The 24,680-nt window shown below is 52.8% G+C and carries 19 protein-coding genes and 1 riboswitch; of the genes, 4 read left to right on the top strand and 15 right to left on the bottom strand.

Features of this window, described 5'->3' with window-relative positions; genetic code table 11:
* Positions 1 to 417 precede the first annotated feature (417 nt).
* On the top strand, positions 418 to 993 hold the full coding sequence (locus NST43_RS00330; RefSeq protein ID WP_339221786.1) for a GNAT family N-acetyltransferase: 576 nt from the start codon (positions 418 to 420) through the stop codon (positions 991 to 993).
* Positions 994 to 1,127: 134 nt separating this feature from the next.
* Here the strand turns inward: NST43_RS00330 and NST43_RS00325 are convergent, their stop codons facing one another.
* Together NST43_RS00325 and NST43_RS00320 are read right to left on the bottom strand one after the other, a co-directional pair.
* Complete coding sequence (locus NST43_RS00325; protein ID WP_339221785.1) at positions 1,128 to 2,645, bottom strand: methyl-accepting chemotaxis protein; 1,518 nt, start codon at positions 2,643 to 2,645, stop codon at positions 1,128 to 1,130.
* Between the two features lie 271 nt (positions 2,646 to 2,916).
* The gene (locus NST43_RS00320) at positions 2,917 to 4,380 is read right to left on the bottom strand and encodes an NAD(P)/FAD-dependent oxidoreductase (protein ID WP_339221784.1); all 1,464 of its coding nucleotides are present in this window, start codon (positions 4,378 to 4,380) and stop codon (positions 2,917 to 2,919) included.
* Between the two features lie 139 nt (positions 4,381 to 4,519).
* A riboswitch (purine riboswitch) is annotated at positions 4,520 to 4,619 on the bottom strand.
* A gap of 256 nt (positions 4,620 to 4,875) precedes the next feature.
* Here NST43_RS00320 and NST43_RS00315 point away from each other — a divergent pair.
* Positions 4,876 to 5,940 carry a GGDEF domain-containing protein gene (locus NST43_RS00315; protein WP_339221782.1) on the top strand — a complete coding sequence of 355 codons (1,065 nt, stop codon included), beginning with the start codon at positions 4,876 to 4,878 and terminating at the stop codon, positions 5,938 to 5,940.
* A gap of 101 nt (positions 5,941 to 6,041) precedes the next feature.
* On the opposite strand, the gene NST43_RS00310 is transcribed toward NST43_RS00315, so the two are convergent.
* Positions 6,042 to 9,179, bottom strand: coding sequence for an EAL domain-containing protein (locus NST43_RS00310; protein WP_339221780.1), 3,138 nt, complete (start codon positions 9,177 to 9,179; stop codon positions 6,042 to 6,044).
* Between the two features lie 296 nt (positions 9,180 to 9,475).
* Here NST43_RS00310 and NST43_RS00305 point away from each other — a divergent pair, with 296 nt between their 5' ends.
* Together NST43_RS00305 and NST43_RS00300 are read left to right on the top strand one after the other, a co-directional pair.
* The gene (locus NST43_RS00305; RefSeq protein WP_171720322.1) at positions 9,476 to 9,619 is read left to right on the top strand and encodes a hypothetical protein; all 144 of its coding nucleotides are present in this window, start codon (positions 9,476 to 9,478) and stop codon (positions 9,617 to 9,619) included.
* A 194-nt stretch (positions 9,620 to 9,813) separates the two neighbouring features.
* Complete coding sequence (locus tag NST43_RS00300) at positions 9,814 to 12,111, top strand: TPM domain-containing protein (protein ID WP_339221776.1); 2,298 nt, start codon at positions 9,814 to 9,816, stop codon at positions 12,109 to 12,111.
* A gap of 295 nt (positions 12,112 to 12,406) precedes the next feature.
* Here NST43_RS00300 and NST43_RS00295 read toward each other — a convergent pair whose 3' ends face one another.
* The 12 genes from NST43_RS00295 to NST43_RS00240 all read right to left on the bottom strand — a co-directional run bounded on the left by NST43_RS00295 (position 12,407) and on the right by NST43_RS00240 (position 24,658).
* Positions 12,407 to 13,195, bottom strand: coding sequence for a formate/nitrite transporter family protein (locus NST43_RS00295; protein ID WP_339221775.1), 789 nt, complete (start codon positions 13,193 to 13,195; stop codon positions 12,407 to 12,409).
* A gap of 348 nt (positions 13,196 to 13,543) precedes the next feature.
* The gene (locus NST43_RS00290; RefSeq protein WP_036723538.1) at positions 13,544 to 14,638 is read right to left on the bottom strand and encodes a toxic anion resistance protein; all 1,095 of its coding nucleotides are present in this window, start codon (positions 14,636 to 14,638) and stop codon (positions 13,544 to 13,546) included.
* Between the two features lie 13 nt (positions 14,639 to 14,651).
* On the bottom strand, positions 14,652 to 15,371 hold the full coding sequence (locus NST43_RS00285; RefSeq protein WP_339221772.1) for a hypothetical protein: 720 nt from the start codon (positions 15,369 to 15,371) through the stop codon (positions 14,652 to 14,654).
* A gap of 35 nt (positions 15,372 to 15,406) precedes the next feature.
* Positions 15,407 to 16,462 carry an ATP-grasp domain-containing protein gene (locus NST43_RS00280; RefSeq protein ID WP_339221771.1) on the bottom strand — a complete coding sequence of 352 codons (1,056 nt, stop codon included), beginning with the start codon at positions 16,460 to 16,462 and terminating at the stop codon, positions 15,407 to 15,409.
* Positions 16,459 to 17,295, bottom strand: coding sequence for an HAD family hydrolase (locus NST43_RS00275; RefSeq protein WP_209992891.1), 837 nt, complete (start codon positions 17,293 to 17,295; stop codon positions 16,459 to 16,461). The genes NST43_RS00280 and NST43_RS00275 overlap by 4 nt, the downstream gene beginning before the upstream one ends.
* Entirely contained in the window at positions 17,292 to 18,446 is a 1,155-nt protein-coding gene (locus NST43_RS00270; protein WP_339221769.1) for a cysteine protease StiP family protein, read from the bottom strand. Before NST43_RS00270 ends, NST43_RS00275 begins: the two co-directional genes overlap by 4 nt.
* The gene (locus NST43_RS00265) at positions 18,443 to 19,735 is read right to left on the bottom strand and encodes a phosphoribosyltransferase (RefSeq protein ID WP_209992916.1); all 1,293 of its coding nucleotides are present in this window, start codon (positions 19,733 to 19,735) and stop codon (positions 18,443 to 18,445) included. Before NST43_RS00265 ends, NST43_RS00270 begins: the two co-directional genes overlap by 4 nt.
* A gap of 76 nt (positions 19,736 to 19,811) precedes the next feature.
* Positions 19,812 to 21,020, bottom strand: a complete 1,209-nt coding sequence (locus tag NST43_RS00260; RefSeq protein WP_209992889.1) for an HpcH/HpaI aldolase/citrate lyase family protein — start codon at positions 21,018 to 21,020, stop codon at positions 19,812 to 19,814.
* Between the two features lie 236 nt (positions 21,021 to 21,256).
* Positions 21,257 to 22,003, bottom strand: coding sequence for a TerC family protein (locus tag NST43_RS00255; protein ID WP_209992888.1), 747 nt, complete (start codon positions 22,001 to 22,003; stop codon positions 21,257 to 21,259).
* Positions 22,004 to 22,030: 27 nt separating this feature from the next.
* On the bottom strand, positions 22,031 to 23,356 hold the full coding sequence (locus tag NST43_RS00250) for a TerD family protein (protein ID WP_339221766.1): 1,326 nt from the start codon (positions 23,354 to 23,356) through the stop codon (positions 22,031 to 22,033).
* 94 nt (positions 23,357 to 23,450) lie between these two features.
* Entirely contained in the window at positions 23,451 to 24,032 is a 582-nt protein-coding gene (locus tag NST43_RS00245; protein WP_036723550.1) for a TerD family protein, read from the bottom strand.
* Between the two features lie 50 nt (positions 24,033 to 24,082).
* Complete coding sequence (locus NST43_RS00240) at positions 24,083 to 24,658, bottom strand: TerD family protein (protein ID WP_076085949.1); 576 nt, start codon at positions 24,656 to 24,658, stop codon at positions 24,083 to 24,085.
* Positions 24,659 to 24,680: the final 22 nt, after the last annotated feature.

Genomic DNA, 24,680 nt, shown 5'->3' with positions numbered 1-24,680 from the left:
CTATCGGTCCATTATAAGATGGGATATTGGTTATAGCAATCCGCCCAGCCGCCTCTAATGGTTGAGATAATCCTATTGGATTTCCAAACCAGGATGTCGTGTTCTCTCCTGGGTATAAAAGCCCTTCTATTGCGGAAAATTAACTATTATCGTATGGTTTCTTTAAAGGAGTGATAGCTTGTGCGTATAGCTTTTTGGATTGTATTTGCCTTTGTTGGTATTTTGATCTTTTGGATAGTTGGCGGCTTAATTGGCCGTAACAAACGAAAGTGAATCTATAGGGGCTATAACAGCCCCTCAAAATAACCGGGCAGTAGAGTTCAAAAAATGTTAATATTATTTTCATTTTTTAAAACTATCACTTGTTATTATATGGTATTATATAGGAACAAACGTTCTCTTTGAGGTGGTTTATTTATGTCGAATTTCAGAGTGAAAGATCCATATCAAGTGTGTCCAAGTTTTGAAACAGAACATTTTTTTGTAAGGTTAGTAAAAATCGAAGATGCTGAAGATCTTTTAGAATGCTATTCCGATCCTGTTTCTAATCGTTTGTTTAACAGCGATAACTGTATGAATAATTTCAATATACAGACATTAGAAAAAATGAAAGAACACATAGGTTTTTGGCTTTATGAATACGAAAGAAAATATTATGTACGTTTCAGCATTGTTAATAAGAGTACAGCGAAATCAATTGGGACTATTGAATTTTTTACAAGGAATGAACCTGAAAAAGAATATGGGAATATTGGAATTTTGCGGCTTGATCTTGGTTCTGAATTCGAGATTTCGAATGTAATTACCGAGTTGTTACAAATGATTGAGGATTATTTTTATGACTACTTTGGAGCAAATAGTATTGTTACAAAAGCAATACCTTTTGGAGAACAAAGAAGATTATCACTTAAGCAGTTGGGTTATCAAATTTTTGATGATCCTCAAATCATATCTTACAACGATTACTTTATTAAAATGATGGGATTCAACTAACGGGAACCGTTAGTTCAACAACATAGCGGCAGTCTATGAATTTGTTTTTCGTTCAGAGCTGCCGCGATATGCTGAGTTTTCTCACCGTTCTATCCCTTCCTTACTACACAATATGCATCCACTATTCAATGCCTCTAAACTGCCAGATCAATCCCCACCACACCCACAATCTTCCCGTCGCCGTTCGTAATTGCTCTGGAGAGCGTGATACAGGAACGCTTGGTAATGGCCGAGACATACGGCTGCGAGACGTATTGCCCTTCCGTCATCGCCCCGTTCCACCAGTCACGGCGCTTCGCATTCAGCAGCCCGGCCGCAGGCTCCGAGTAGATGAAGGTACCATCCGTCCGGTTGGACCAAATGGCCTGCACATCCGGTACCTTATTCTTACAGGCCGTAAGAACTCTGCCATGGATGTCCGCATCCGCTGCACACATCTCCTGCTTGGCTGCTATCTCCTGAAGCACCGTCTGCATTTCCTCAAGCCGCGCCGTATATTGGCTCAGCTCAATGACTTTGCGTCCGGCAATGCCGTTCACCGACTGCTGCAGGGTCTGAGATTCCAGCAGCAGACTTGCGCTGATCTCATTAAGCTGTCCGATCTGTGTCCGTTGGCGGGTTACCTGCTCCAGAGTCAGGTCTACGCCAGCAATGGTCTCGTTGACAATCCCTACTGCACCGCTCAGTTCGCCGGTCACCTCGTCGATCAGCCTGCTCTGCCGCTCTGCCGCAGCCGCTGACTCCGTAACTATGACCCCAACTTCCTCCACCCGGGCCGAGATATCCCCGAGACGCCGCTTCACCTTCGCCACTTCATTCACTCCATGCGCAACCGCAGTCTGCTCCTTCGTGACCGACTCCAGCACCTGCCGTACTCCATGATTGAGATCCCGCAGCACCGCCGTTGAGCGCTCCACGGAATCCCGGCTCTGATCGGCAAGCTGCCTGATCCGGCCTGCGACCACAGCGAACCCCCGGCCCGCTTCCCCGGCCCGCGCAGCTTCAATCGAGGCATTCAACGCCAGCAGCGAGGTCTCATTGCCAATGCCTACGATCAGGGTGTTCATCTCCTCCACCAGCGCAATATGTCCGCTTAACACGGTGAATTTGCCCAGCATATCTCCGCTCTGCTCCTGCAATTCCTCCATGACCCCATCTGTATTCTTCAGCGAATCCAGCATATCTGCCATCCCCGTGCGCGCCGCCTGCATGGCTGCGTTCAGCCTTCCGTTCAATTCTCCAAGATGTCCGGTAACCGCCGCTACTCCGCCCATTGTGGCAAAAGCGCCTTCAATATTGGCCTTCGCCTCATTGCTGCGGGTCTGCAGCTCCACCTCGTAGGCATGCGAATAATCTGCCGTCTGCTGAAGCCCTCCGGTATGGCGGGTGATCTCCTCCAAAGCACCATGCAGCCGGTCTGAGGTCACAACGATCTCATTGCCGAGCAGCTCTACCTTGCTCCGGGCTTCCGCCAGTTGCCCGGCTCCGAGCACTCCGCCCCGGCGGATATCCAGCACAAGCCCGGCAAGCACCGCCATCAGCAGCATATAGACAACCTTATGTACCCAGTACATCTCCATCCATAAGCCATACAACCCCACACTCAGCAGTAAAATAATAACGATAGCGGCCTTGCTCCGGCGAATTCCCATTCTGCACGTTCACTCCACTCTGTCATGTTATGTATTCTAACATTATATCAGCAGAGTTAAATTAAGGGAACCACTACTATATAGATTGCAATTGTATTTTTTCTGTTATGGGATTGCTGTGAGCTTTCAGGCGGTCGCTACCGTTCCTCCAGTTCCTTCGCCGCCTCAGGCTAAACGCGTTAATTCAAGCATCGGCATAACAGCTAAAAAAACAGCCGCACCCCCAGCTTTTGAGGGTACGGCTGTCCTTACGGCGTCTTCCCGCCCAGGATTATACTCCTGCCGGTTGCACGCTAACCTCTTGGGCATTCTTCGCCATCATCCCGCGGGCAATCCAGACGCCAGCCGCCCCGGCCTGGGCCAGTCCACGGGTAATGCCTGCCCCGTCGCCGCCGCAGTAGAGGCCGGAGATTTCGGTCTCGAACTCATCCGTCAGCTTCGGACGGGCGGAATAGAACTTCGCTTCCACGCCATAGAAGAGGGTATGTTCGGAGGCGATGCCTGGGGTTACCTTTTCCAAAGCTTCAACCATTTCAATCAGGCTCTTCATCGTGATGTATGGCAGCACCAGACCGAGATCGCCCGGTACCGCTTCCTTCAGCGTAGGCTCCAGGAATCCTTCCTTGATCCGGGTCTCCGTAGAACGGCGGCCCCGCAGGATATCTCCGTATTTCTGCACGATGACCCCGCCGCTGGACAGATCATTCGCCCGCTTGCAGATCTCCCGGGCATATTCATTTGGCTTGTCGAACGGCTCCGTGAAGGTATGGGAGACCAGCAGTGCAAAGTTGGTATTCTTCGAGCCCAGCGCCGGGTCCTTGTAGGAGTGCCCGTTCGCGGCCATCGCTCCGCTGTGATTTTCCACGACCACATGCCCCGAGGGATTGCTGCAGAAGGTGCGGACACGTGTACCCACGGAGGTATTGAAGATGAATTTGCCCTCATACAGATGCTCATTAATCTCCCTCATCACCACATCCGAGGTCTCTACACGCACCCCGACATCGACCTGGTTATTGTACATTTTGAGCCTGCGCTTCTTCAGCACCTCTGTCAGCCAGGCCGAGCCGTCCCGTCCCGGAGCAATCATCACCAGAGCGGCCTCATGACTCTCCCCGTTCTTCAGCGTAATACCTGTGATGCGGTGTGTTCCGCTCTCTTTGACAGTAACGATGTCTGCTACTTCCGTCTTGTATAACATATCAATGCGTGTCCGCAGATATTCATAGATCGATTTCAGAATCTCCAGGTTCTGCTCGGTTCCGAGGTGACGGACCTGCGCCCGCAGCAGCTTCAGCCCGGCGGCATATCCCCGTTGCTCAATGCCGCGAATGCTCTCCGTCGTCGGATCGGTAATGACCGGGGTTGCCCCGTGCTCCAGGTTGATCCCGTCCACATATTCAATCAGCTCCAGCACCTTGGAAGGAGGCAAATAATCCGTCATCCAGCCGCCGAATTCGGTTGTAATGTTGAATTTGCCGTCACTGTATGCGCCAGCACCGCCGAAGCCCGCAGTAATGGAGCAGGCCGGCAGACACCCGGCGAATTCCTTGCGGCCGGAGGCGGGCGGACAGAGCTTGATTTTCTCCTCCAGGATCGGGCAGTTGCGGCGGTAGATATCATGTCCCTTGTCCACCAGCAGCACCTTCAGCTCAGGGGCCTTTAGCGTTAATTCATAACAAGCGAATATTCCAGCCGGACCGGCTCCAACAACAATTACATCATATTTACTCATATCTTCTCTGTTCCTCCCAGGGTGAAACGGCTTCGGCCTGCAGTTGACAGGGGCCGCGACGCGTCTCTGCGGTATATCAGTCCACTTCTCCAAGCAGCATATTTAACAGCACACAAAAATCCCGGCCTCTTCATAGGTATGCAAAATGCACCCTATTCGTAGCCAGGAATTTACGGTCCCCTGTAGAAACCCCCAAACCTTATCATTGAGGATATACGAACAGCTTAACCCGTTATTACGGGCCAATTGGAATTTTACCGAATAAATCCGAATGTGTCAATGATGAATAGCATTAATAGTTCGTGTTTATAGCATAACTCGGAATTACACACTCAGATCACCTAACAATTACCTCACAAACACGAACGTTATTCCAGACCTAGTACCCGACATAAGACCTAGAAGGAAAAACGAGAACATTGTCGAATATATAAGTACATTGACACTGGAAAAGAGGAACATCTTATGCAAATCCCGCCGCCTACTCCTCGCCAAATGTATTGGAACCGCGTCATCCTCAATACCTTTTGGATGGCGTTTATTGTTTATCTGACCAGCCAGCTATATGTTTACTTATCCATGTGGGGCCACCGGCCCGAGTTGTCCGACAAGCCATATCTCATTAGGCATATCTGGATTCCAGATGCTATTCTGTTCGCCCTGCTGCTGATTCTGGAGGCTGTCCATAAATACAAGCCGTTGTTATCCGAATTCTCAATCATTCTTGGAAGCCACCTGTGCGGCATCGTGTTCATCCTGAATCTTAGTTCCGAATATCATGTGAAGCCGCTGATTATGCTGCTTCCCCTGCTGGTATCCATGATCTATCTGAGGGAGAATTATCTGAGGATTTCCTCTGTGATCTGCCTGATCTACATCATCCTACTGTTTCTGAACACCTCTATTACCGATTACACGCTACGCATCCAGAACATCATTATCACCCTGATCTTAGCCGGAACCTCGCTGGCCGGCTTTGGTGTTATAGCCCGGGGCAAGGATCTTATGCGCTCGCTGGAGAATTCGTTGAAGTCAGAGCAAGAGCTGCGCATCCAGAACATCATTATGGACAGGCTGTCCAAAATCGACCCCTTGACCGATCTGTACAACCACAAGACCTTCCATGAATATCTGGGCTGGCTGATTGAGCACCAGCAGAGCAATCCTTTTCCCATGCAGCTGGCTGTTATTGATATCGATAATTTCAAAAAGGTCAATGACCAGTACGGACACTGGGTCGGAGACATCGTTCTCCGGCAGGTCGCCGCTGTTATGCTACAGCATATCGACTCGGATGATTTCGCAGCCCGGTACGGCGGGGAGGAATTCGTAATTATTCTGACAGCCAAGACATTGGAGGATTCGAAACGGATCATGGAGAATATCCTCATGGGGATTGCGAGCCTTCGGATCAGCGAAATGGACAACAACTCGGTTACCGTGAGCATCGGAATGCATGAATATAACGGCGGGGATTCCAAAAGCTCTATCTTTCAGCAAGCGGACGACTCCCTGTACGAGGCCAAGAAAACCGGCAAAAACAAAATCGTCATCCTCTAAGGCCCCAAAACATATGAATTCCATATTTCAAACAAGCGGGTCCGCCGTGCATAGCAACCTATGCCGGGGACCCGCTTTCCTATGCACTTGTTCTCTGCGCTCTATTCAAGCTCCTCCGCGTCATACCTTCGCTGCGGAACGAGCAGCTCCATCACCTGGCGCTGCGGCACCGGGCGGCTGATCAGATACCCCTGCACCTTGTCACAGTGAGCCTCCCGGAGGAAAGCCCATTGGCTGGCATCCTCCACGCCCTCTGCTACTACATCCAGGCCCATCTTGTGGCCCAGAATAATAATCGTCTGCACAAAAGATTCACTAAAGGCCTTATCGGCCAGGGAATCGATGAAGATTTTATCCATCTTAAGGGTAGAGATCGGCAGCTGCTGCAGATAGCTAAGGGAGGAATACCCTGTTCCGAAATCATCCAGGGCAATCCGTATCCCCCGGGACTGCAGGAACTCCAGCTTGCTGACCGTACTCCCGAACGACTCCATGAAGATCGACTCTGTGATCTCCAGCTCCAGACTGGATGCCGCAAGGCCGCTCTCCTCGAGACTATCCAGCACAATCTCTACGAAATCATCCTGCAGGAGCTGAATAATGGAGATATTCACCGATATTTTGTAAGGAATGCCGGTCCGCTGATGGATGCTGTTCATGAATTTGCAGGCTTCGCGCAGCACCCACTCTCCGATATAGATAATCAGCCGGGAATCCTCGGCGATCTTGATGAAGGAGAGCGGGGAGACAAATCCGAGGACCGGACTGTTCCAGCGGATCAGAGCCTCGAAGCCTGAGATCAGACCGGTCTCCATCTGTACCTGCGGCTGGTAATGCAGCTCGAATTCGTTATTATTCATCGCACTGCGCAGATGCTTCTCAATATTCATCCGGTCATTGAAGGCGGTATGCATGGATTTATCGTATACGACATAAGTGCTTTTCCCCTCTTCCTTGGCCCGGTACATCGCTACATCGGCATTCTTCAGAATCTCTTCCGTCGTCTCGCCGTCCTCGGGATAGAAGGAGATCCCGATACTGGAGGAGACATACAGATTGCTCTCACCGATAAGAAAAGACTTGCGGAACGCACGCATAATATCCTCGGCCAGATTAAGCACATCCACACGGCTCTCAATATCCTTAAGGAAAACAACAAATTCATCTCCGCCCAGCCGCGACAGCATATCCGTCTCACGCACAACCGACTGGAGACGCTCACTGGCCTTGCGGATCAGAATATCGCCGGACTTGTGTCCAAGCGTGTCATTGATGTATTTGAAATTATCCATATCTACAAAAAGCAGCGCCGCACTGCCGCCCGTCCGGCGGAAATAACTCTCCATCGTCTCCAGCAGACTGAGCCGGTTCGGAAGATTGCTAAGCGAATCCACATAAGCTAGACGGTGCATATTCTTCTGATTCTCCAGCAGCATATCATATTGCCCTACAATCTCCTGCTGGGTCGCTGTAAGCTGCTCATAGGTCACTTCCAGCTCCCGGTAGCTGTTATTCAGCTTGAATTCAGCCTGCTTCCGCTTGCTGATGTCAATCAGAGAGCCGAGGAACAGGACAATCTGATCCTTCGGGTCAACGATCGCTTTTCCCCGCACCTCGAACCAGATGTACTCCCCTTGCCCCGTCCTCATACGGTATTCGGTTTCATAGATCGGGGTTAGTCCGGTAAGATGCTCCTGCCTGGCCTTGCGCGCGGATTCCTGATCATCCGGGTGAATAATGCTGAGAACGCCTCCCTCGAAGGAGTTGATCTCCGCCTCGGTATATCCCATCACCTCGTACCACCGGTCCGAGAGCTTGTAGAAGCCGCTGTCCCAGTCCAGCTCCCACATGTACGCACCCGAGCCTTCCGAGGCGAGGCGGAACCGCCGTTCGCTGACCCCCAGCTTATTGAACTGATCCTGCAGCTCCACCTCTGTCGCCGCCAACTCCTCATAAGTGGACTCCAGCTCCTCGTAGCTAAGCTGCAGCTTAAGCTCATTCTGCTTGCGTTCATCGATGTCGATGCCCACCAGCACGAGGATATCCTCCGCCTGCTCGTCCATCCCCTTGATGAGGGCCGTGCGGACGGAGAAATAATGCGCACCCGGAGAATGGTCAGGGAGCCTCAGCTCCACATTAGTCGCATAATCCTGTGCTGCCGCCTTGGCAAGGAGATCCCTAAGCACGGCTGCTCCAGCTTCCAGAGGCAGCTCATCTATGCTTAAGCCCAGCACCTCCTTCTCCGTCAGCCCGGTCATCAGCTCGGCATATTTGTTGAAGCGCACGCTTCGTTTGTCCCCGTGAACGGCCCACACAATCACCCCGGTATTCTCGATCACATCCTTGAAAAATTCCTGTTCAGAGTGAATCGTACGGCGCAGCCGCCGGATATAGATCCGGAGCAGAATGGCGCCCAAAACCAGCAGAAGGGTCCCGATGGAGAATAAGGTAAAAATCCGGTTACGCATTTTTTCATTATAATGGTCGGAATGCACGAAGAAATACTGCTGATACAGCTCTTCGAAGGCGCCCGAGCTTACCATATGCTCTAACCTTGCATTGACGTAGGACACCAGCTCCGGCTTGGACTTGCTGATGCCGTAGGCCACATCCTGCGGATACAAATTGCTCATTTTGCGGATAATATTACCGGTTAAGCCCTGTTCCACAATCAGATAATCGACCACCCCCTGATTCTCGAACAGCAGGTCGATCTCGCCCTGACGCAGAGCCTCCAACGCATCCGGTACGGTTGCATATTCTATGTATTCTGAAGGCGGTATACCCACCTTGTTCTGCAGGATGGTCTCTGCATATTGTCCTTTACCGATACCGATTTTGTACTTACGGAGTGTGCCCAGCGTGACCTCACCCTGGAGTCCTTGACGCGAATAGACGGAAATATAGCTTTTCAAGACTGGTTTTGAGAAAAGAATATCCTGCTTCCTCTCCTCGCTGACAGCCATCAGCCCGGTAGTGTCAATCCCGCCCTCAGTCAGCCGCCGGTACGTCTGCTCCCAATTTCCGGTGCTGTAGTGGACAAGATATTCATTCTTCTCAAAGATCATACTTGTCAGATCAATATCGAAGCCAGTCAGATAACCATTCTGTATGTACTTATAAGGTGGATACTCCAGTTCTGCCTGGTACTTAATTTCCTGTCTTTCGGCATAAGCGGCAGCGGGGTGTGCAAGCATGAGCACAATGCTAATTAGAAGCAACAATTTACACCGCTTCATCGCAATTCTCCTTTATCCCAGTAAGATCGGCTTAATATGTATACAAGCTTATTCGACAAAAAATGGGAGGGTTCCTGCTCCTTTTTTCTCATTTCCGATAAATTGTGCACATCCTGTGGTTCCGTATCCTTAACTCTTGAGCGCACAATCTTAGATTTAATCAAAAACTTTAGATTTGTATTGCTTTTTGCGGTTAAAATGTGGATAATAACATTAGTGGTTGATAATGATTATCATTATTGGATGTATAACATTCATTATTTTCTATATTTGAGCTAAAAGGAGACTGAACACCCATGAACGCAGCCACTACCCGGACCGCCCTGCAGGTTGACGATTACCTGGACCTGCTCAATCTTGCTGTGAAAGTCGGAGATATGAAATGGCAGAAAGAAATCAAGTCCCGGTTGCAGTATATCCTGTGCCTGCAGACCAGATAGCCCATTTCATACAGAAATAGATGAATATAGCTTACTTCTTACATAACCGCATCCCTTAAGGGGGTGCGGTTTTTGTGCGGTTATCCCGTCAATTCAGCGGTGCCTGCATCTGCGGCGCTTAGAATGTTTAATGATATAGTATAATGATCAGCATACTACAATGAACAATAGCCTATAGATCGGAGTGTGTCAGATTGAGAAAAAACCTCACCCTCGCCTTGGTCTTGATATTATCGCTGTTGTGGATACCGGGGGTCTATGCTGCGAATGTCCCCGCACAGCAGGGAGTAATTACGGATGAAGCCCGGCTGCTGTCTGCCCAAGAAGCAGAGAGCCTTAGCCGGATTGCCACTACAGACCGGTACACCTTCCACGTCTTAACCGTTGATTCGCTGGCCGAGAGCGACATATCCAGTTATGCTGCGGATGTATATGATACCTGGGGGCTGAAGTCCCGGGACATCCTGCTCCTGATCGCTTACGAAGATCAGCTAACCGAGATCAGCTTCATTAACCCCGGGCTGCAGGATGCGCTCGATGCCTGGTCCATACAACAGGGCGGAGCTGCGGGTAACGCAGCAATTAACAAGGTGCTGGAGAAATATTTCAATCCTTATGCCAAAAACGGAGATATCCCTGAAGGCATACGTTCTGTGATCCAACAGATGCAAGCCATTGGCAGCAGCGGACAGAGCGGTAATACTGGCAGCGGTGCGGCAGGCGGTACGGCTGCGGGTACCGCAGGAGCCGCCTCCGGTGCTAACGGCAGCGGCAGCGGATTCCCCCTCCTGCCGGTTGCAGGCGGCCTTGTCTTAGCCGCCCTGCTGATATTGCTGCTGTATGTGCTAATTACCGGACTGCGCCGCCGCAAGGGACTGTCCGCACAGCGCGAGCAGCTCGCCGACCTGCTGGTACGGGCGAACCACGCTCTGGAATCCCTTCAGCCTTTCCAAGGGATTGTGCAAGGCAAGACCGGGGAGATGGTCGAGGGCATCTCGAAGCGCCTGACCTCCCGGCTGGTCGAAATCTCTGCATTGCAGACAGCAGGGCAAGCACCATTGCCGCCGTTCTACCGCTTGTCTGCGCTTAAGGCGGCGGCAGAGCAGCTTCAGCAGACAGAGGGGGAATTCCGTGCCTCCCTGGAGGAAGAAGAGAAAAAGGTCGCGGTCATAAGCGATGCCGACCGGAACGTCAAGCAGCAGATCACCGAGCTGAAGCAGGCTGCCCCCGAGCTTGAAGAACAGCGCCAGCAAGCGGTCCGGGAGACGGGCTATACGCTGGAGAAGATTGCCCAAGATCTTCAGGAGCTGGCTGAAGAGACGGCCAAGGCAGATCAGTTGGAGCTGTTCGACCCAATCGCCGCCCAGGAGATTACTGCACAAGCGAAGGAGCGGCAACAGCAGATTGTGCAGGATGTGCAGGATGTGGAGACCTTTGACGACAAGCTGAAGGCCTTCCCCGGTATCCTGGCGGCTACCCGTAGCCGGATTGCAGAGCTGATCGACCAGAACTCCCTGCACAATATGAAGGTTAAGCCTTACGACAGCCTGGACCAGGCTTCCGCTGCCGCCAGTTCCATGGAAGCGCCGCTGCACAGCGGCCATATGGACGAAGTGCGCCGGATTGGCGCTGACATGGATGCCCTTCTGACTGAAGCCGTGGCTATGACGGAACGCCAGGCTATGATCCGGCAGAATAATCTCAGGGATCTGGAGACTGTACGCAGCACATGGGCAATGCTTAGCCAGCGGCGGAATGAATTGCAGAGCCGGCTGGCCGGGGTGAAGAACCGGTTCGCCCGGCAGCATCTGGACGCTCTGGAGAAGCTGCTGGAAGAGGCCGGCGGCGCACTGCGGCAAGGCGCGGCAGAAGTGCCGCAGCTTGAGACCTGGACCAGCGATGCACGCGGAGAGTATGACAATGCCCGCAGCGGGCTGGACCGGCTGCTTGCCTTGCAGGATGAGACGGCAAACAGCATGAGTAGCATTAGCAGCAGTCTAGACTCTCTGGAGGAGCGCCTGGACAGCCTGAGCAGGCTGTTCACGGAAGGGCAGGGCCGGGTGGATGCCGCCTACAATCTGCTGCACAGCAGAGGAATTGCCTCGCAGAACCGCTTCCAGCTGTCCCTGCTGCCTGAGTATACCGAGCTGGAGCAGCGTCTCGCCTCGGGTCCTTACGATCTGGATCAACTGGAGGAGACAGGACGCTCCTACGCTTCGCAGATCGCGTCCTTCGTAGAGGAAGCGAACCGGCTGGTCCGCCAGAAGGAAGAGGCCGAACGCGCAGCCAGAATGGCCATGCTGCGCGAGCAGCAGCGCCGGGACCAAGCCCGCAGACGCAATTCCGGCCCGCCTTCGGGCGGAGGATTCGGTGGCGGCGGACGCTCCTCCGGCGGCTCTTCTTGGGGCGGCGGCGGTGGCGGTCGTTCCTCCGGCGGCTCTTCATTTGGCGGCGGCAAATCCGGCCGAAGCTCCGGCGGCTCCAAGTGGTAAGCAGCAGATTACCGCTACAGCACATACTCATCCTAACAGGTAGGTGATGTAACAACTTATTCTGCGGCATTAAGCGAAATCAGGGGCATTAGTGCCCCTGATTTTTGCTTTCTATGTACTTCCTCCGGACCATGCACCCTCGTACCAACACAATACTAAAGAGAACGCACCTTTTTACTGGAACATGTCTGACAGCTCACTATAATATCCCCCAGTTCCCTAATTCCAAACTACGGACGCACAACAGCGATCCCCCTATCACCGGAGAATCGCTGTTGTGTCGTGTTATTGCCGTTCAGTGAGACTCATCCTCCAGAAACGGCTTGTTCACATAGTAATACATCACACCCATTAGCACGCCGCCGCCGATAAGATTGCCTAATGTGACCGGGACGAGATTATGCACCACGCCTCCCCAGGAGATCGTACCGGGGTGGTCCAGGACGAGGGCAATCGCGAAGGTACACATGTTGGCAATACTATGCTCGTACCCTGAGATGAAAAAGCAGAACACGAACAGCACCATGGCGAACATTTTGGCACCGTCGTTCTTCATTGACATTGGCACGAAGAAAGCCAGACAGACGAGCCAGTTACAGAGAATCGCCCGGAAGAACAGCTGCATCGCCGGAGCTTCCATCTTATGAGCCACCACATCCAGCAGGAACCCGTTGACAGAGGAATCATAGAACAATCCGGTCAGAAAAATAAGCAGCGCAAACGCCGCAGCCCCAAGAATGTTGCCCAGATAGCTGACGACCCACATCCGCACAACCTCGGTCCATGCCAGCTTGCGCCTCAGTGCCGCATAGGTGTAATAGAAAGTATCCCCGGTGAACAAATCGCCCCCGCCGTATGAAATCAGGATGATGGCTGCGCCGAACGTAATCGCAGCCATCGGATAGGTCATCGGCGATTGTTCCATATAGAAGAAGTTGCCGGTCTTAAAGGCTACGATCACGCCGAAGCCGATAAACATGCTGGCGAGCATAGCCCTGGCAATGTACCGGAATACGCTTTGCCGGAAGATCTTCTGTTTCTTAAGTGCAAGCTTCTCTACCTGCAGCAGTGCCTCGTTCTCCATTTGACCTCCGTATTCACTTTATATTTTCAGTGGTGCCGGAAGACTGATGTACAGCCTCCAGGCTATTATACCCAATAAACCACTGGAAATTGCTTGAATCACAGAGCATCAATAATTTATGGATTCCGTTCACTGCCCGCACCCTTTTCACAGGCCGTTATCCTCCCGATCATTCAGGCTGGCAATCGCCTCCGCCTTCTCACTGCTGGCTACGACGATAAGCACCACGATCAAGCATCCCAGAATCATCCCGCTTATCCCCTCTTTCTCCACAGGTCGCCTTAGTGACAACGTATGTGGGAGAGCGGGATAATATGAGTGGATTTCTACCGGCCCAGAATCAAACCCCTAATTCAAAAAGCTGCTCAGCCCGCTCTCCGCCTGCTTCAAAGCCTGCGGCTGCGAGCCCTCATTCAGCCCGAGCCGGTTGTTCAGCTGGGTGTTGATGGTGGTCATTTTGGACGTATAATCCTGACAGCTCTCGATGATCCGCCGGTTGGACTGCTCTGAGGTATCCAGGGCACTGAGCAGGTCGCCAATGGCCTGATTCACGGCTTCCAGGGACATGGATGGCTTGGAGAGCAGCTCCGTAGTCTTCTCGGTCGTCGTGCGCAGCAGCCGCGCATTCTCCTTGAACTGGTCCTCGATCGTCTTGTTGGTGGCTTCGACCGCATTGATGACATTCTCCTGATCAGCCAGGGACATCGCAATCATCGCCGAGACGGTGATCAGGTTGGAGGTCTTATCAATCGCGTTGTTTACGGAATCAATCAGCTTGTCATTATTGTCATTGATGATATCCGTTGCCGCAATCGCCTGATTGTAGAGCAGAATCATCTCGGTCATGGACTGAATCCGCACCATGACCTTACGCAGCCCGCGCTCCAGATACGCTTTGCGGAATTCATTCTCGGGCTTGGCGATCTCAACCTCGAACAGCTCCTTCAGCTTGTTGCCGAAGGCGATCTTGGTCTGGAGGTTATAGATCTCCTCCATGGAGGTGCGCTTCAGCTGGCGCATGTTGACGATGCTCTCCTCCAGCGTATCCCGGCCGTCACGCAGACCGGTGATAATGGCATCAATGTTGGTGCGGACCGACTGATATTTGTAGACATAATTCTTAAGCGGGCTTTTGCGCAGCATTTTGCCGAAGAAGCTGACATTCTTGCTCTGCTGAAGGGTCTCGCACTCATTGCGCAGCTTCATAATCATATTGGGCACTTCCACCCGCTTGCCGCTCATCAGGTCATTAACGGGGCGGTCCAGCAGCTTCAGGGTCTGGCCTGCCTTCTCCTGCGTCTTCACCCCAAGCTTCCCGATATCATCCATCAGGGAATCCAGCGCCACCGTGTCAGTCTTGGCTACCTGCTCAATTAGCTGGGAAGCCTCCTGGACTACCTTCTGCTCATCTTCTTTTCTAAGCTCAATTAACTGCGTGGACATGGCTATCCTCCTCCTATAATTCGGAACTGCTGTAGCGCTGATGAATCAGTTCCGCCTTGGTCTGAAGTTCCATCAGGTCTTTGTGCTCAATCGTCGACGCAATATCGGAAATTTTGGCATCGACATCACGCAGACCGTTCAGCAGCATTCTCCGGTTTCTTGTCTTGGCTTCGCCGCCCAGGCGCAGGAACGGGTTGATTACTCCATTAAGGTCCTTCAGCACCAGTCTGCGGACGGTATGGTTTATCTCGCCATTGCCCAGCTCCTGGAGCAGCGGAATGACGCGCTGCAGCCGGGCGAACAGCGCCAGCGACTTCTCGACAATCTCATTGTCCAGCGTATCCTTCTGCCCTTCGGAGATAATCATATCCTCCAGAATACTGAGATACTCCACCACCGGGGCGAACTCTGCCCCGATCTGTATTTCCTCCCTGTGTCCGGCTCCCGACTGGGCCGGGGAGGCCTGTCCCGCAGCAGCAGGAGTCGCAACAGCGGCAGCAGACGAAGCCTGCGGTGCGGCGGCGGATGCCGCCGGAATGGCCTTCGGCTCCTGTCCGGCAGGAATCACCTCCACCGGGAGATTCACTCTTGTGCGCCTGAGCTCCGGCACCGCAAGTGCCGCCCCGATTACCGGAAGCAGCAGCGAGACCAGCTCAGGCAGGAAGCCGCTGGTCAGTACGGCTACGACATAACCGGCACCGGCATACGCCAGTACTTTGAATTTAGCTTGCATTCCTCTCACCTCTTATGAGCGTGAATGCTTCACGCTCAATTCACGGAATCCGTAATCACGGATTCTCCGTTTATTCTCATGATCAGCGGCTGCTCAACATGGCTGGCCAGGACGTTATGCTCGAACTCCGCAGGCAGAACCTCGCCGCCGAGCGCGCTTTTGACAGCCAGATAAGGGAAGTTGATTCCGGACAGACAGGAGATATGCAGGCCGCCGGACATCCGCGGGTTAATCTCCAGCAGCTTGGGGACGCCGCCGCTGTACTTCATCTGGACATTGAAATTGAACGGAATCCGGTACGTCTCAGCCACCCTGCGGGCAACCTCCGCAAGCTCTGGAATATACTCCATCAGCCGCAGACGGCCGCCCGCCTTCCGGCGGGGGACGGCGGCCAGCAGATTGCCCTTCTCATCCGACAGACAATCAATACTATATTCATAGCCCTCCAGCAGCTCCATCACCATCAGGTTAGGGAAGCTCCCGGCTTCTGCAAGGATGCGGTAAGCCTCCTCGAAGGAGATCAGCGGAGTCACATGCCCGAACAGCTCCTCCACGGGACTGCGGTCATTATCAATGATCCGGAATCCGAGTCCGCCTTCCGTCTCGGTAGGCTTGAAGCAGACCTTGTGTCCTTTGGCTGTGAGATCTTCATAAGCTTCCCTGAACTGTTCTGCATTACTAACCACATGATAATCAGGGATCGTCATAATCCCGTTGGTCTTCACGCTCTCATAGAACTTGCCTTTGTCCATGATCATCTCAAGCAGATCCAGATCACGGCAGACCAGCACCTTCGTCCCGATCTCATCGAACAGCGAAGCATGCAGCGCAATATCGAGCATATGCAGCCGGGGGATGAAGATATCAATCTCATTCCGGCGGCAAAAATCAACACAGAACTGCACGTATTCAATGCCTTCGAGCGCCGGCTCGGTTCCGGCCACATCGGCGCCTTGCAGCGACATATGGTGGATATCCGGGTGGGTGGCGAAGATTTGCACCGGAATCCCGTCTTCATTGCTCCGGATGAGATTCATATAGTGATAGGCAACAGAGAACCAGCGGTTGAAATATATATTTACCTTTTTCATGGTGGCGGTCCAACTCCCAATGCTGTCAAATGTGTATAAATCCTGTGAACATACTGCATAATCTCATCCGCGGCAAACACCCCCGGCCGCTCAGTAAACGGATACTCTAAGTGTACTAAACCCGCCTGCTGCTCGGCAAATATTTCTCCGTGACAGGGGGCTATGGCATAGTCGGCGGCGGCGAGCAGGCTCTTGTCCAGAAGAGAGTCGCCAGAGGCGACCATCGGCTCCGAATGCACGGTGCGGCGGACATGGATAATGGCATCGCTTTTGTTCACTGCCTCCGGCACGATGTAGAGCTTGCGCCCCTGCAGGGATACCTTCCAGCCAAGCTCACCCAGCCGCTGCGCCATCCGGGCAATCTCCTCCAGCGGCAGCGAATCCCGGTGAACCACGAACGTAAAGAACAGCTCATCGCAATACCGCCGGCTAATGATCCATTCTTCCCGGACCACAGCACGCACGATACTTTCGGCTTCTTCCGCCGCTGCGGAGCCGCGTTCCACCGCTCTGCCTACAGCCGTCCGCCAATCCAGGTCCACTACCCCGTTCACAAGAATATTGCCCCCATTGCTGGTGATGGCATAATCCGGAATGACCGTCTCCTGGAACAGGTTAATCCGCCGGTACTGGGCAATCGTACGTGTAGTCACCGGCATGAAAACAATCTTCGCCGCCAGCTCTTTCAGTGTAGCCAGAGCCTGCTGTGAGATATACGATACCGTTCTGCCGTCAACAACCTCTGCCGGAACCAGACCGGGGGTGTCCTCAGGAACGCCTATCGCGCTAAGAGAGTAGATCAGCGTACGGTCCAGATCGCTGGCGTAGATCATTCACTCTCCCCTTTCAGCGGCTTGATGATTCCGCAGCAGGAGTAGGTCAGCCCGGGATAGACCTCTACCGGCACGCCCCGGTCCTCAGCCAGCAGCAGAATATGCCGCAGGTTGGGATTATCCAGCCTGTCTACAAGAATTCTCCAGGGCACTCTGCGCAGCAGCACACGTGTCGTCTCACCCACTCCGGGCTTCACCAGATTGATATTATCTATGCCGAAGGTATCCTGAATACTGCGGATATCAGCCAGCCCCTGCCAGGTAATCTCCGGCGGATGCTCCAGCATCCCCGCAGCCTGTGCTAGTGCCTCTGCCGCTACTTCCGCGAAATACGGGGTAATTGCTTCAACGAATACGTTGGACAGATCACTGTCCAGCCATTCCTTGTAGAATTTGGCTCCGTGGAATTCCTCAGCACCGATCAGATCATCGCGGAGCACCGTACGGCTCATCAGACCGGATACCGTGGAGTTCAGGCAGGCGCTTGGAATCAGATAATCCTCCCGGGTGCCGTAGGTTCCCGAGCAGTGCCCGGGGTCTGCGAGTACCGCCAGATCATCATTTAGCGTAATGCCATATTTCTTATGCATACTCTCACAGGCCTCTATCAGCACCTGCCGGATGGCCCCCTTACCGGTCCAGCCATCGATGAATTGCAGCTCGGCATCCCGTCCATGCTGCTGCAGCATGTAGAGCACCGCATTCTCATCAATCCCCTTACCGCGGATTATCGAGATGCTGTAATGCGGAAGGTCCGCTCCATATTTCTCAAGAATATAACGTTTGATCAATACCCCGATAGGAGTGCCCGCTCTCGCCAGAGAGACCAGCACGGTATTCGCCGTTCCCCGCCGGGCAACAATCATCTCGGACACCACAGCTACAGCCAGCGCCACCTTCTTCGCAGTCAGCTGCAGCGTCTCATGAAACAATTCGATATACTGCTCTGTCGGCTGGTATTCCACCGGAAGCATCTCCGAATAATGCACGCCGGACTGGATCGCTTCCTCCCGCTCGGCCGTTCCCCGCTCCAGGGATACATCGCTTAGATCCTTGAGCAGAAAGGTAACGTCGGAAGCAGGATAGCTGCCCAGCGCAACCGGAGGGGATATTCTTCTGTTGTGAATCGCTTCGATATCTATTCCCTTCATAGCCCTGAGCCTCCCGTATGTGGTTCTGAGCTGAGCACAACAAGATGTACCTTATTGCCCGCCAGCCTCTGTAAAATATCCGTCATCGGCGCAATCCGCTGCCAGGGTACCTCCCGCTCCAGCAGGACGAAGATATCGTCATACTGGCCGGGGTCCACATTATAGATGAAATTCGTGATCTCCGTATCGCCTGCGGACGGATAGGCAGCGGCGTTATGCACGCCGTAATCCTCACGCCGCTCGGGATGGATCGGACTGCGGGTCGAGGACTGGTACAACACGCCTTCCCCCATCTCTGCGGCGATCCGCATCGGCAGATACATGAACTCGCCTACGCCCATCACCAGCGTACGGGCACCTTCGCGCAGTCCCCGGAGCTGCCTGGCCACACGGCTTACACCTGCATCTATTTGCGCATTATCCGCAGACTCCAGCCCGAAGCGGCCGCTGTGCTTCAGATAAGGCGATGAATTGATAACGCCCTGCCCATCCGCCGAGGTTACCGGAAGCCGCTCTAAACCGTCGAATACATAAGTGGTTACAAGCTCTGCGCCTGTGGAAGCAGCGGCTCCGCTATCAGCTGCGGCTTGCAGCTGCGGTATTCCCTCAACCTTGATGCTTCCCTGAAGCAGGGATAAAGCGGTTATCCGTATACCCAGCTCTTGCTCCAGCTCACGGTAAGCTTGTATATTGGCATCGCTCCGCCAGTCCAAGAGAGAAGCCACTACATACTCCCTGCGCGGGAATTTGGACTGGATATCCCGGATCGTATTAATTGCCGTATTACCGGTCGTAATCTCGTCATCCACCAGCACAATCGGCTCTGTCCCCGATAACAACCCGGCGTCCAGGGCATAGCAGAGATGATCTACGGCGTGGGAATGCTCCTCTTCAAAGGTGACCACCGATTCCAGCTCAGGAATCATCTCACGCGTGGTATGAATATAAGACGCACCGCCAGCGAACGCATTATACATGCTATGGCCCAAGGCGGTAGCGGTTTCGGCGAATCCGATAAACAGAACCGGCTCAGGCAGAGCCAGGCGCGCAGCAAGCAGCGCATGATAAGCTTCTTCCGCATATTCAGGATGGATCAGGCCATGAACGGCCTGGTTCATCAGCGGGTCCATAACCACCCGGTCAGCGGTATCCGCGCTCATCTCCAGATACAGAAGCAAGGCGAGTGCCGCTCCGCTGAGCAGCGGGGTATACGGTCCTACGGGAATATGCTTGCCCAGCACTTTGCTGACGAACAGGAAGGAGCGCTTCTTATTGATTCGTGCAGCCATGGAGAACAAGGAATCCACGGGCATATGAAAAGGATTGGAGGTTTCCGTTACCGTAACCTGCAGATTCTCGACAATGTTAAACGTGTGTATACTCGTTCTCGGGTAGTAATCCGACAAAATTCTGTTGTTCATGTAACACCCCGTATATTTGAGATCGTAGTAAGATTCGTCTGGCCCAGTTCAAATGAGGCTTGATTTCATTCATTTTGTTATAGTATTCACTCTTGAACACGCCGCGGCTGCCATCATTGCTGTCTACAATACTTAAGGCATCCACATACTCTTCATGCATTACGGTATACATTGCCTGCACCGGTCTGAGGTGGGAAGGGTGGATAATGGTTTTGCCCACAATGCCGTTCTCCTTGTCCAAAATCACTTCCCGGATCAGCCCGTCCATCGAGCTTGAGATGAAGCTGTTGCGCATCTCGCGGCCATGCTTGCCGTAGGTATCCTCGAAGGGCGTCTCCCGCAGCTGCGGGCGGAGGACCCGGTGCCCCTTGCTGGCAAAATACTCCCACACGGGTCCTGAGATCACGTAGCCTTCCTCCACCCGGCCAAATACATTAATAATATCCGACATGCAGTCACGGATCGGTGTCAGGTCATAGATGCTGATATCCGGGCTGCGGCGGAGTCCGAACAGACTGGAAAAGTCCGTCGCTCCAATCCGGACATTCAGCACATACTCGCGGTATTGCCCAAGCAGATCGCGGACCCCCAGCAAAGTATCCATCCGGCTCTCCCGGTAGATAACCGGTGCATTCTCCAGAATCGGCATCCCATACAGCACAGGGGCTGAATAGCTCCGTGTGTCATTATAATCGGCAATGGCCTCGAAATAATCCGTACCGTTCTCTACAGAGAATTTGGGGAAGACGAAGCCGGTCAGCATGGTGATTAATGATCCCAGCCGAAAAATCAGATCCCGCAGCTGTGCAGGGTTACGTACGCGGATGAACAGCAGCGGAAGACTGCCGCGCTGCTCCGGCTCATTCTCCGCATAAGCGGACAGAAACGCCAGATGCCTGACGATGGACTCTTCAGCATAATCCACTTCACCGTCCCCGATGGCATCCTCCAAATCTATGATTACCGTGATAAGCCCCGAGGCTCTCAGCTTAATAATATCTTCGGCAACACTGGCACGGGTGGCCGGCATATAAAGGGCTGCTCCGACGGCATAAGCCAGTAAATCCTTGCGGGTAGTGTGATCAAATGAAACCGGCGGAACATGGAATAATGAGGCTTCCTGTTCTTGTGTGAGGTAATCGAAATATCTCAAGGCCCTTCCCCCTTAATGATGTGCCAAGCACCTGACAAATAGCCATTTGCAAGCAAGCAGAACCAGCGATGCCGTCCTCTAGGGGACGGCATCCGGCTTGCTCAAGACCCAGGCAAAGGCCATGCTACAACATATAACGATTACCCGGAAGCACGCCGGAGTCCACCCTTCCCGTGAACTCCCCGCCTTCCTGTACAGCTATACATATGAACTTATGAATCAGGTTTTTAGATGGTTCAGGCTTTGCGGTTTTCCTCTTTTTTGCGTTTGCTTGCGCTGTATAGAATAGTACCCGCAAACACCGCAATCAGAATCCCAAAGAAAATGACATGCGGCAATTCATAGCCGAAGGCTCCGGCAAGCATTTTACCGGCAATAAGTGCAATGAGCAGGAATGCCGTCTGTTCCAGTTCAGGATATCTGGCAATCAGTTTGAGGAACACCTGTGCCACTCCGCGCATCATCAGTACGCCGAGGATACCGCCCAGGAAGAGTACCCATACTTCACTGCTAAGACCGAATGCAGCTACCACGCTGTCAATACTGAAGGCAATATCCATTAATTCAACCAGGAGTACCGTCTTCCAGAATGAGGCGCCTTTATTCTTAATCTCTCCCTCTTCTCCGCTGCTGCCCTTGTACAACCCTTTGTAGGCAATGTAGAAGAGATACAAGGCTCCAAGCACCTTAACCAGCGTGAACTTGACGAGATAGGTCCCCAGACCAATGGCCAGGAATCTGAATACGTAAGCACCGATAATACCGTAGAACAACGCCTTACGCTGCTGCTCCTTCGGCAGATGCTTAACCATTACCGCCAGTACAAGCGCGTTATCAGCCGACAGCAGACCCTCCAGCAGAATCAGGCTTCCGATTATCCCCCAGCTGACAGGGTCGGAGAGCGTTCCTGCAATATCACTCCATGAGAAGAAATGCCCGTAATTCTCACCGATACTCCTAAAAAAATCACTGAACCAGTCCATTCCACTTGCGCCTCCGGTAATATCAAATTATTTGCTTCCCGCTACCCAGCGAAGCCCCCAGCCATAAGCCTCATCCATCTCTCGGTGACCGCTGAAATATTGCACGAGCCGTTCAATACTGAAGGTCTCATTGTCCACATTCCGGATCAGCGCGATGGCGCACATGCCTTTACGGTTGTTATGCTCGTCCAGATTAACGATAATATCCGGTCCTCCATCCTGCTTCAGGGTAACCACTCCATCCGCCTCAGACCAGTTGGTAACTCCTTTGTAAATAAAGGCAAACACCAGAATCCGTTCGATCTGGGCAACCTTACTTCCGTTTATACGCAGATTCTCGCCAGATGTTACGGAGCCGGTCCGGTCATCTCCATCGAGCATCATATAAGGCTGCTGCTGCAGGTTACCGAACGCATTGCCCAGTGCCTGCACCACGCCTTTGCTGCCGTTCTTCAGCTCATACAGACAGGCCAGATCGAGATCCACCCCGCCCTTGTTACGGCTGAACAGCCCTCCGCCCTGCTTCTGGTTCCAGTTCAGGTTAATTAACAGCTCACCCAGACCGGAGGCGGATTTCTTCAGGTTAATCGAATCGCCCTTCTTCTTCAGCTCAATCTTCTTCAGATTGAGATTCAGCGCCGGTGCGGGAGCAGCCTCCTGCTTAGGCGGTGCCGGTGTAGGTGGTGGAGGAATCACAATATTCGGTCTGGAGGACTCCGCGCGGGGCGGCGGCACTTGAAGCGGCGGGCGTCCCGGCGACGGCGTCTGTTCCGGCGGCTTCGGTGCCGGTGCAGGCTCGTCCGCTACTTCTATGCCATAGTTGCCGCAGAGCGCCTTAAGCCCGCCCGAGAAGCCCGCAACAATCGCACTGTATTTCCATTCTTCACCATGTCTATATAATTCTCCAACTACAACAGCCGTTTCCACAGAGAACTGATTTCCAAGGTTACACCGCAGAAGCTGCGCACCTGTCGCCTGATTCACGATCCGGCACTCCGCTTCACTCATTTGTCCGAACATCTGCTTGCGGTTTTCTCCGTCATACAGAGTAAGGGTGAAGGCAATCTTCACTATGTTTGCCGGAATCCGTTCCAGCGAGACCTCGAACTGCTTCAATCCGCCCGAAGCCGTCCCAGGTACATCCTTATAGGTGATATAGGGAGTAGACGGGTTATTATAAAAGATCAGATCGTCGTCACTGCCCACTTTACCGCCCGCTCCAAGCAGGAATGCGGAAGCATCAATATCCATGGAAGACGGAGCTTTCCACCCGATCTCAACCGTAATACTGCGGAGCCCCGGGTTCCCTTTGGTCAGGTCTGCTTTCTGCCCTTTGACTACTTCTGTATTCATTCTTACGCCACCTTTATACATGGATAAGAGCGCAACTTATCAGATTTTGTGTATAAAAAGGGCAGGATCGATGATGATCCCGCCTTTGAAGCTCTTATTGCGCGTCCAGCCCGTAGTTTTTGCATAATGCACTTAGTCCGCCGGCGAAGCCGCTGCCGATCGCCTGGAATTTCCAATCCGCCCCCTGGCGGTAGAATTCACAGAAGACCACAGCAGTCTCAGTGGAGAAGTCCTCGCCGAGATCGAACCGCAGAATCTCACGGTCACTGGATGCATCCACTACGCGGACGAAGGCGTTGGAGACTTGTCCGAAGTTCTGTGCCCGGGCCTCATAATCATAGATCGTGACCGTGATCCCGATCCGCTGAATATTGGCAGGCACCAGGCTGAAGTCTACGACGATCTGCTCATCATCCCCGTCGCCCTCCCCTGTACGATTGTCGCCTGTGTGGGTTACAGATCCAGTACCGCCGCTTGGGTTGTTATAGAATACAAAGTCATTTTCGCTTTTGGCTTTGCCGTCCTCATGCAGCAGGAATGCTGATGCATCAAGGTCGAAATCTTTGCCGCCGCTATACTTGTTTGTATCCCAGCCCAGTCCTACAACTACTTTGGTCAGACCCGGATTGGTTTTGGTAAGATCAATCCGCTGTCCTTTGGAAAGACTGATCGTCACTGTAAAAAACCCTCTTTCCTTACAGATTTAATTCCCGGAACCGCCAGGCCTTATTGCAGGCCGTAATCACGGGTCAAGCCAGACAGGCCATCCTTATAGCCGCTGCCGATCGCATTGAATTTCCATTCTGCGCCGTTACGGTACAATTCGCCTACAACTACGCCTGTTTCAACGGAGAAATCTTCACCCAGGTCAAAACGGATCAGTTCCTCACTGTTCGCATCGTTGACGATACGCACATAAGAACGGGAGACTTGTCCGAAGTTCTGGCTTCTGGATTCTGCTTCATAGATGGTAATGGTGAAGGCAATCTTGTCCACATCTGCAGGAACATTAAGCAAATCGACTTGAACCTGCTCATCATCTCCGTCGCCTTCCCCTGTGCGGTTATCGCCGGTGTGAACGACAGATGCGTTCTCGTTCTGCTTGTTGTTGAAGAAGATGAAGTTGGTTTCTTTATCTACTTTACCGCTGGCATTGGTCAGGAACACGGAAACGTCAAGGTCAAAGTCCTTACCGCCATCGTATTTATTCGTATCCCATCCTAGGCCGACTGTGATTTTGGATAAGCCCGGGTTGGTTTTGGTCAGATCGATTTTTTGTCCCTTGGATAAGTTGATAGCCATGAATAGAGCCCTCTTTTCTCAA

Origin of the sequence: Paenibacillus sp. FSL H8-0332 (assembly GCF_037963835.1) — a bacterium.
Taxonomy (GTDB): Bacteria; Bacillota; Bacilli; order Paenibacillales; family Paenibacillaceae; genus Paenibacillus_AQ; species Paenibacillus_AQ rhizoplanae.
Note: the sequence above shows the minus strand (reverse complement) of the source record. Positions and strands in the feature narration are given on the sequence as shown.

What these genes read in the sequence shown, in the direction of transcription:
- NST43_RS00330 (WP_339221786.1), top strand. Translation starts at nt 418, where the DNA reads ATGTCGAATTTCAGAGTGAAAGATCCATATCAAGTGTGTCCAAGTTTT.
- NST43_RS00325 (WP_339221785.1), bottom strand. Translation starts at nt 2,645, where the DNA reads ATGGGAATTCGCCGGAGCAAGGCCGCTATCGTTATTATTTTACTGCTG.
- NST43_RS00320 (WP_339221784.1), bottom strand. Translation starts at nt 4,380, where the DNA reads ATGAGTAAATATGATGTAATTGTTGTTGGAGCCGGTCCGGCTGGAATA.
- NST43_RS00315 (WP_339221782.1), top strand. Translation starts at nt 4,876, where the DNA reads ATGTATTGGAACCGCGTCATCCTCAATACCTTTTGGATGGCGTTTATT.
- NST43_RS00310 (WP_339221780.1), bottom strand. Translation starts at nt 9,179, where the DNA reads ATGAAGCGGTGTAAATTGTTGCTTCTAATTAGCATTGTGCTCATGCTT.
- NST43_RS00305 (WP_171720322.1), top strand. Translation starts at nt 9,476, where the DNA reads ATGAACGCAGCCACTACCCGGACCGCCCTGCAGGTTGACGATTACCTG.
- NST43_RS00295 (WP_339221775.1), bottom strand. Translation starts at nt 13,195, where the DNA reads ATGGAGAACGAGGCACTGCTGCAGGTAGAGAAGCTTGCACTTAAGAAA.
- NST43_RS00290 (WP_036723538.1), bottom strand. Translation starts at nt 14,638, where the DNA reads ATGTCCACGCAGTTAATTGAGCTTAGAAAAGAAGATGAGCAGAAGGTA.
- NST43_RS00285 (WP_339221772.1), bottom strand. Translation starts at nt 15,371, where the DNA reads ATGCAAGCTAAATTCAAAGTACTGGCGTATGCCGGTGCCGGTTATGTC.
- NST43_RS00280 (WP_339221771.1), bottom strand. Translation starts at nt 16,462, where the DNA reads ATGAAAAAGGTAAATATATATTTCAACCGCTGGTTCTCTGTTGCCTAT.
- NST43_RS00275 (WP_209992891.1), bottom strand. Translation starts at nt 17,295, where the DNA reads ATGATCTACGCCAGCGATCTGGACCGTACGCTGATCTACTCTCTTAGC.
- NST43_RS00270 (WP_339221769.1), bottom strand. Translation starts at nt 18,446, where the DNA reads ATGAAGGGAATAGATATCGAAGCGATTCACAACAGAAGAATATCCCCT.
- NST43_RS00265 (WP_209992916.1), bottom strand. Translation starts at nt 19,735, where the DNA reads ATGGCTGCACGAATCAATAAGAAGCGCTCCTTCCTGTTCGTCAGCAAA.
- NST43_RS00255 (WP_209992888.1), bottom strand. Translation starts at nt 22,003, where the DNA reads ATGGACTGGTTCAGTGATTTTTTTAGGAGTATCGGTGAGAATTACGGG.
- NST43_RS00250 (WP_339221766.1), bottom strand. Translation starts at nt 23,356, where the DNA reads ATGAATACAGAAGTAGTCAAAGGGCAGAAAGCAGACCTGACCAAAGGG.
- NST43_RS00240 (WP_076085949.1), bottom strand. Translation starts at nt 24,658, where the DNA reads ATGGCTATCAACTTATCCAAGGGACAAAAAATCGATCTGACCAAAACC.